The organism is Magnetococcales bacterium, from assembly GCA_015231925.1.
In the GTDB taxonomy this organism is placed as follows: Bacteria; Pseudomonadota; Magnetococcia; order Magnetococcales; family JADGAQ01; genus JADGAQ01.
Genome location: JADGAQ010000061.1, coordinates 13,686 through 20,819, shown reverse-complemented (window position 1 = coordinate 20,819; position 7,134 = coordinate 13,686). Strand labels below are relative to the sequence as shown.

General features: G+C 58.2%; 9 protein-coding genes. 6 read left to right on the top strand and 3 right to left on the bottom strand.

The annotated features are described in order from the left end of the window. Positions 1-288: 288 nt before the first annotated feature. Positions 289-576 (top strand): nucleotidyltransferase domain-containing protein, encoded by a 288-nt coding sequence (locus HQL56_08805; protein MBF0309613.1) that lies wholly within the window; start codon positions 289-291, stop codon positions 574-576. 290 nt (positions 577-866) lie between these two features. Beyond that, on the top strand, positions 867-1,193 hold the full coding sequence (locus HQL56_08800) for a hypothetical protein (protein MBF0309612.1): 327 nt from the start codon (positions 867-869) through the stop codon (positions 1,191-1,193). Between the two features lie 43 nt (positions 1,194-1,236). On the opposite strand, the gene HQL56_08795 is transcribed toward HQL56_08800, so the two are convergent. Together HQL56_08795 and HQL56_08790 are read right to left on the bottom strand one after the other, a co-directional pair. Continuing rightward, positions 1,237-1,917 (bottom strand): transglycosylase SLT domain-containing protein, encoded by a 681-nt coding sequence (locus HQL56_08795; protein ID MBF0309611.1) that lies wholly within the window; start codon positions 1,915-1,917, stop codon positions 1,237-1,239. Beyond that, positions 1,914-3,326 carry a sigma-54-dependent Fis family transcriptional regulator gene (locus tag HQL56_08790; GenBank protein ID MBF0309610.1) on the bottom strand — a complete coding sequence of 471 codons (1,413 nt, stop codon included), beginning with the start codon at positions 3,324-3,326 and terminating at the stop codon, positions 1,914-1,916. Before HQL56_08790 ends, HQL56_08795 begins: the two co-directional genes overlap by 4 nt. Before the next feature lie 306 nt (positions 3,327-3,632). On the opposite strand from HQL56_08790, the gene HQL56_08785 reads away from it, so the two are divergent. The 4 genes from HQL56_08785 to HQL56_08770 all read left to right on the top strand — a co-directional run bounded on the left by HQL56_08785 (position 3,633) and on the right by HQL56_08770 (position 6,821). Continuing rightward, the gene (locus HQL56_08785) at positions 3,633-4,271 is read left to right on the top strand and encodes a cytidylate kinase family protein (GenBank protein MBF0309609.1); all 639 of its coding nucleotides are present in this window, start codon (positions 3,633-3,635) and stop codon (positions 4,269-4,271) included. A 27-nt stretch (positions 4,272-4,298) separates the two neighbouring features. Continuing rightward, positions 4,299-5,447, top strand: a complete 1,149-nt coding sequence (locus HQL56_08780; protein MBF0309608.1) for a cytidylate kinase family protein — start codon at positions 4,299-4,301, stop codon at positions 5,445-5,447. Positions 5,448-5,615: 168 nt separating this feature from the next. After that, positions 5,616-6,029 (top strand): hypothetical protein, encoded by a 414-nt coding sequence (locus tag HQL56_08775; protein MBF0309607.1) that lies wholly within the window; start codon positions 5,616-5,618, stop codon positions 6,027-6,029. Between the two features lie 30 nt (positions 6,030-6,059). Continuing rightward, positions 6,060-6,821, top strand: coding sequence for a topoisomerase DNA-binding C4 zinc finger domain-containing protein (locus tag HQL56_08770; GenBank protein ID MBF0309606.1), 762 nt, complete (start codon positions 6,060-6,062; stop codon positions 6,819-6,821). On the opposite strand, the gene HQL56_08765 is transcribed toward HQL56_08770, so the two are convergent. After that, a complete protein-coding gene (locus tag HQL56_08765) occupies positions 6,822-7,037 on the bottom strand; it encodes a CDGSH iron-sulfur domain-containing protein (GenBank protein MBF0309605.1) in 216 nt (71 codons plus the stop codon). Positions 7,038-7,134: the final 97 nt, after the last annotated feature.

Below are 7,134 nucleotides of genomic sequence, written 5' to 3'. Positions count from 1 at the left end.
CGGCGGAGGTTTGGAGGCAGAGCCTCCAAGGTTCTGTTATTGATTTTCTCTTGTTTTTTTATTCCCCTGGAAGGCTCTCCTTCCAGGGAAATAAAAGAACAAAAATAAGTCAAAGACAACACATTGGGGACTCCGTCCCCAAACCCCTGCTGGGGACCATGATGGTCCCCAGACCCCTGCAATAATGCAAAAATGAAACAGAAACGGAATAACTTGACATTCTGTGCCAGAGGTTGGCTCAACCGCTACCAGAGAAAAGTCATGGCAATTGATACGGGGCAGTTACCCATGCCAACCATCCGGGCTTTCTGTGAACGCTGGAAGATTACGGAATTCTCCCTGTTCGGTTCGGTACTGAGGAGCGAATTTTCAAGCAACAGCGATGTAGACGTTTTGGTCTCTTTTGCCGACGACGCCCAGTGGACCCTCTTCGACTTTGCCAACATGCGGGATGAGTTGAAGGGGGTGTTCGGGCGAGAGGTGGATCTGGTAAGCCGCAGGGGAATTGAGTCCAGCCGGAATATCCACCGCCGTCAAGCCATCCTGGAGTCTGCGGAGCGGGTCCATGGAGTGTGATACCGGCTGCCTTTGTTGAAAAAGCGGTGTATATTCAGTAAGATGTGCGCATTTTCCAGACTAGCGCAACGACGCATCAAAGGCCCTGGGCCATTTTATAAACGGGCTTGCCACCGGTAAAATGCACCGCCAACGCAACAAATATTGCAAAACCCGCCGCAATGGTTAAACAATCCCTGGGCACGCCCGAAACGACTTCCCCAAATCAGCCCTGCCTTTCCGGTGTCGAAGCGAAGATTGCGGAGAAGCGCAGGACATTCACCACCATCCAACCATCACAGGATCATCGAATGAAAAAATTTCTCGTTTTGTTCCTGACGGGTTCTCTCCTGGTTGCCCTGTCGCCCGCCGAAGCGGGAAAGAAAAAGGACTCCGGAAACATCGACTTCGGCAAATTCACCTGCGCGGATTTCGTTGAAAGCGTCAACAGCGGCAGCGAAGAGGATATCGGCGCCATGCTGCTGTGGCTGGATGGCTATCTGAGCGGTGTTTCCGGAGATACCGTTCTCAACTGGAAGACCTTCGAATCCTTCAGTGAGAATATCGCCAGCTATTGCGTCGCCAACGAGCAGGCCAATCTGTTGGCCGCCGCCAAAAAGGTCGGGCTGCAGCGGTAGGTTGCCAAACGGACCGGGGGGAACCCCCTCGGTCCGCACCCCGTCAGAAAGGCCACCAGTCGCCACCTTTTCCACTGCTCCCCTCCTCCTTGCGCAGCTGGCTTTCGCAAGCGGCCAACTGTTTCTCGTAACGAGCGGCGTTGCGGTCCACCTTGCGGGAGACATCGATCAACCAGGCCTTTTTCTGGAAGGTCTTCTTTTTGTATCCCTGCTGCCCTTCATGATAGGCCAGATATTGATTATACGTATCCCACTTTGAAATACCCAACATCTGATGACTCTGGTCGATATACCACCCCATGAAGTCGATGGCATCGCCGAAATCATCCCGATCCGCACCCCAGTTGCCGGTCTTTTCCCGATACCAGTCCCAGGTGCCATCCAGCGCCTGCGAATAGCCGTAGGCGCTCGAAGCCCGCCCCCAGGGAATCACCCCCATGATGCGCCCCTTGGGTGGAATGGCATCGTGCTGGAAGCGGGACTCCTGATGCATGATGGCCAACATGACGTGCAGGGGAGCCCCCCATTTGCGAAACGACTTCTTGGCCAGGGGATACCACTCCTTCTTTTCGCTGAATATGGCGCAGGCATCGTCGGTTCGCTTCGGCGGAGCGGTTGGTGTCGGCACCGGAGGCGAGGTGGGGGTGGTGGAACAGGCCGAAAGAATAAACAGAGTCAGCAACAATGCCGGCAGCCGCTGCGGAAAAGGCCCATGCGGTTTCATTCCGCCTCCCCTTCTCCGTAAAGCCCGCCCAAGCGACGATTGAGCGCCTGTCTTGAAATACCCAGAAAGGAGGCGGCCACACCCTGATTGCCGTTGGCCCGGGTCATGGCTTCCCGAATCACATGCGCCGTCGCTTCCCGCAAGGTGGGCAGACGACCCGGATAGACCACCAGGGCGCTGCTGAGCGGAACGGCGTTTTGTTTGGTCATATGGCGCTTGAACTCCCCCAGGGAAAGCACCCGGGATCGATGGCTGGCCACGGCATCGAACACCATACTGCGCAACTCCCGGATATTGCCGGGAAAATCGTAGGAATCCAACAAATCCAGGATCTCCCGGGGCGGGGTGGGAACAGGTTTGTTCAGTGACTTCGCGGCTTCCTGGAAAAAATGCTCCACCAGCAGAGGCAGATCCTCCTTGCGCTCCCGGAGAGGCGGCACCCGGATCTCATGCACCGTCAAGCGGAAGTAGAGATCGGCCCGAAACCGCCCCTGGCGCATGCGCTCGGTCAGATCGATATTGGTGGCCATGACCACCCTGGCCGTGGTGGTGCGCGGCTGATCCTCCCCCAGGGGGTAGTACTCCCTTTCCTGAAGCAGGCGCAACAGTTTGATCTGGGAAGCCTCGCTCAAATCCCCGATCTCGTCAAGGAAGATGGTCCCTCCCTCCGCACGGGCCAACATGCCATCCCGTTGGGCGTCCGCGCCGGTGAAAGCACCCTTGCGATGTCCGAAGAGGGTATCGGCGAAGACGTTGTCATCCAGCCCCGCCACGTTCACCGCCACCATGCGACCACTGCCGCCACGGGCCTGATGAATGGCCTGGGCGATGCCCTCCTTGCCCACCCCTGTTTCACCGACGATCAATACCGGCTCCGGAGAGTGGGCCACCGCCTCGATGTATTGGAAAATGGCCTGCATCTGCCGGTTCACGGTCACGATGCCGGAGAAGATCTCCGGTCGACGAATGCCCCCTGCCAGCAGGGAGCGTTTCATGGCCGCCATATCCTTCTGCAAGGAGTGCAGGCGGAGTGCATTGCGGACGGAACCAACCAGTCGCTGCGGGTCCACCGGCTTGACCAGGTAGTCGAAAGCGCCGTGTTTCATGCACTCCACGGCGGTTTCCACCTCCAGGGTGGCCGTCATCATCAGAACCGGCAGGCCGGGTTTGCGACGCAAAATCTCCGGCAGCAACTGCAAACCGCTCCAGTAGGGCATGTACAGATCCAGCACCACCACATCCACGGCGCAACTGTCCAGAAACGGCAACACGTCGCGACTGTCCGTCAAGGTCGCAACCCGGCCCAGATTGGCCCCGTCCAACTGTTTCACGGCCAGTTCCAGCACCTCCTTGTCGTCGTCCACCAGCAGAATGAATGCCCGCGGCGCTTGTTCCCCAGACGATGGCATCTCCATCCCCGCCCACCCCTCCGCGATACTTTGATAAACCGGTGCAACATCCTGTCATCTCCAGCCACAGGACCGCCGCGCTATTGTGCTTTAATATGCCACGTCTTTCAATTGGTTACATCGAAACACCCCCATGCTGGACAAGGATGGATGCATTCTGTTGCACCGGTCGGATCGGGGGCGGCACGAGTCCCCTCCGCAAACAACAAGATAAAACAGCAAAATAGAATCCGATCGCAACTGGAACGTTCCTTGCTCTGTATTTATGTAAAAAGGAGAAAAGCTGCCCCACCTACGGAGGAGAGCATGGCAAAGACCGATCCAGCCGCAAAATCGACAACCCAAGAACCCCTGGTAATCACCATTTCCGGCGAGCACGGCTCGGGACGGGAAGCGGTTGGAGCCTTGCTGGCCCGTTACCTCGACATGCCCTGCACCGACGAACCCGAACTGGAACGGCTGGTGGACGAAGGGCTGGCCGCCGGAGGTAACGGCAAAACCAAACACGACAACTGGCTGGAGGGCATGGGCGACTGGATCGTGGAACATACCACCATCGAGAGGCCCAAACAGCGCAACCGGTTGCTGCATCTGGTCAAGGTGGTGGTCGAGAAAGCGGATCACGGAGGCATCCTCATTGGCGCAGGAGCCCATCTGATCCTGGCCAACCACCGGGTATTCCGCCTCAAGGTCGAGGCGGGCAACACCTTCTGCGCCAAAGCGCTCTCCGAAGCCGAAGGCACTTCCCTCAAGGAAAGCCGTCGGGAGGTGGAGGAGACCAATCGGGCGCGCATCGAAAAAGTTCGGGAGATCTATCAGGCCTTTCCCACGACCAGCACCTATTATGATCTGGTCCTCAACGCGGAGTCCTTCTCCAGGGAGGAGATGGTGCAACTGACCATTCTGGCCATGCAGCAGACCGGATTCCTGCAAGCACAAGCCTGATCAACCGAGTCGTGAAGGAGAACCAGAATGCAAGCCCTTGGCGCCATTGCCCACATGGCCTCCATTGTCGAGGCGGATGTCTATTCCACTATCCACGATGAGGAGAAGCTTCCCTCCGTTCCCGTGGTCACCATTTCCCGTACCTACGGGACACCCGGCATGGAAATCGGCCATCTTCTGGCCAAGTATCTCAATGTCGGCTACTACGACCGGGAGTTGCTCAATGTCCTCTGCCGGCAGTCCCATGCCGACCGCCACCTCCTGGAAGCCCTGTACGAGAAACCCATTCACGCCTGGGATGAGCTGCTCTACGGGCTGCTGGGCAAGGGGGGCAACGCGGAACTGCTGCACCTTCTGCCCAAGATCATGGAAAACATTCAGCGCACCGGCGGCGTGGTTCTGGGCCGGGGAGCCCATCTGCTGGCCACCAGCCGACCCATCTTCCGGGTCGCCCTCGACGGCTCTCTGCCGGTTTGCACCAAGCGGGTCATGAGCCGCATGCAAATCTCCGAGAAAAAAGCCCGGGAACTCATTCAGGAGAAGAATAACGAACGCAATGCCTTCGTGCGTTCCATTTTCGAGCGGCATCCTTCGATGCACCATTTCTACGAAATGGAGATCAACACCGACCTCTTCACCCCCGATCAGGCGGTGACCATGATCCTCACGGCCATGAACCAGAAGGGTTTCATGCTGCCCAAGGAGACGCGCGATGCGCTGCCGAAGCTGGTTTCCCTCCACCCCGAGGAATCCGGCGTCGAGGAGCCTCCCGCCCATGAGGTTGGTCTGCCTTTCCGCACCGGCGAAGTGATCTTCCGTCAAGGCGAGACATCCGAAAACCTGTATATGGTGCTTCAGGGCTCCGTCGAACTGACCCGCGAGTCGCCCGAAGGCAATCGCCGCCTGGTGGCCATGATCGAAGAGGGGGACATCCTGGACGACCTCTCCCTGTTCACCCACGACAAGGTACGCTTTTGCACCGCCGTGGCCTGCGAGCGCACCCGGCTGCTGCCCCTGACGGAAATGGAAGTGACCAATCTTCTCTCCCGTGGGCCGGGCATGGCTTTGCGGCTGCTGCGCAATGCTGCTCTGCGTTTGGGTGAACTCCATGGCAGACTCTCCGATTCCAGCGTTCCGGAGACCACTCCCTCCCCCTTTCCCGCCACGGAAATCTGACTCCTCGGGTGACAGCCGGTTCGGGTAACCGGCTGTCACCCATTTTTATTGAAATTGTCGGACGGTTAACGATTCAATTCCCCCAAACTTCCTGGTACACTCCGATAAAAAAAACCTTACCAAAAAAGAGGCCCTCATACTTGGCTGGAATGGAACGGAGAGACGAACATGTCCAACAGCGAGCAGGTGACCCCTGAACAGCAGCATCTGGAGGAGTTGGTACGCAAGTGTCATGACGAAACCGATCCGGCGAGGCAATTCGACCATCTCCAGGCACTGAAGACCTTTCTGCTTGCCCATATCATTCAGCAGAGCACCATCATGCATCAGGTCAAAACGGGGCAGGTGGTGGAGGGGGATTTGGAAGATCGGCTGATCGAGGAGTGTTCCCACTGTCTGGGCGAGACCCAGCGGGTCATGAAGGAGCTGCACACCTTCCTGCGCACTTTCGAGGAGGATCAGTCGGTGAATTCCATGGAATTCCGGGTGGCCGTTCAGCGTCTTCTCAGCCGATTGGACAAGGGGTTATCGCGTTTTCGGGATCTCTTCGCCCGGCTGCCCAAGCAGGTGGCGATGGCATAGGTTCGATTCACTGGCGTGTGGTGAAACGGTATGTTCTGGTTGACGCTTCTGGCCGATCTCTTTCTGCTCGGCCTCGCTTTGGTATTGCTCGTACAGCGGCCGGTGCGTGTTCGTGAAAAGCCCGTCAGGTTGCGACAGCCGCTTTTTCCGGAGGCGGTATTGCAGGCCTGGAGGGTTCTGGACGAGGTATGTCGCGGACGGGCGGTCATTCATGCCCAGCCTGCGTGGGCTGGGTTGTTGACTCGGGCGGTTGCCGAAGCCTCCTTGCCCCGTGCTCTGGATTTTCTGGTTTGTGATCGGCTTGACGGCAGGCCGTTGATGGGGGTTTATCTGGCCAGTACGTTGCCTGCGGACTCCTCTTCCTGGTTTTCCAGGGTCGATTTGCCGGTCATGGCCTTGACTCGTGATCTCATGAAGCAGCCGGAGATTTTGCGGCATTTGTTGTTGGGAGACGAGGAGGAGGTTGCGCCCGTCACGAAGCTGCCGGAGGCGAAACCGGTTGTAGCGGGGCGTTCCGAACGGAAGGAGTCTCCCGTGGCGACCAGGGTTGCGGAGACGGCGGCTGTTGGCACTGCGGAGAAGGTGGAAGCGGTCGAAGTTGGGCGGGTGGTTGCGGAGAAGGTTGTGCCCAAGGAGGTTGGAGGGGAGAGTGAGGGCAAGGTTTGTCCCCGGTGTGGCAGTTCGATGGGGCGTCGTCAGGTCAAGCAGGGTCCTCAGGCGGGGCGTACCGTGCTGGCGTGTGTGCGCTTTCCGGAGTGTCGCACGGTATTGCCCTTGCCCGAGAAGGGGTGATCAGACGTTGCGGTGGGTTCCGTCGCAAAAGCTGCCTTTGGTGCTTTTGCCGCAGCCGCAGATGATCACTTCACCGGGCTGGTCCATTTTCACCCGGCGGGGTGATTTTCCGGATCCTTTGTGGGAGCCGTCGCAGAAGGGTCTTTTGCCGCTTTTACCGCAGAGGCATACGTAGTGTTCACCACTGTCCAGTTCCAGCACGATGGGTCCGCTCACGGGCGATTCTCCTGAAGTTGTCAACCTGATCCTTTAAGAAGCAAAACGGGTTGGGGGAGCCTGAGGGGGAGCTCCGCTGCCCCCTCAGGACTTTTCC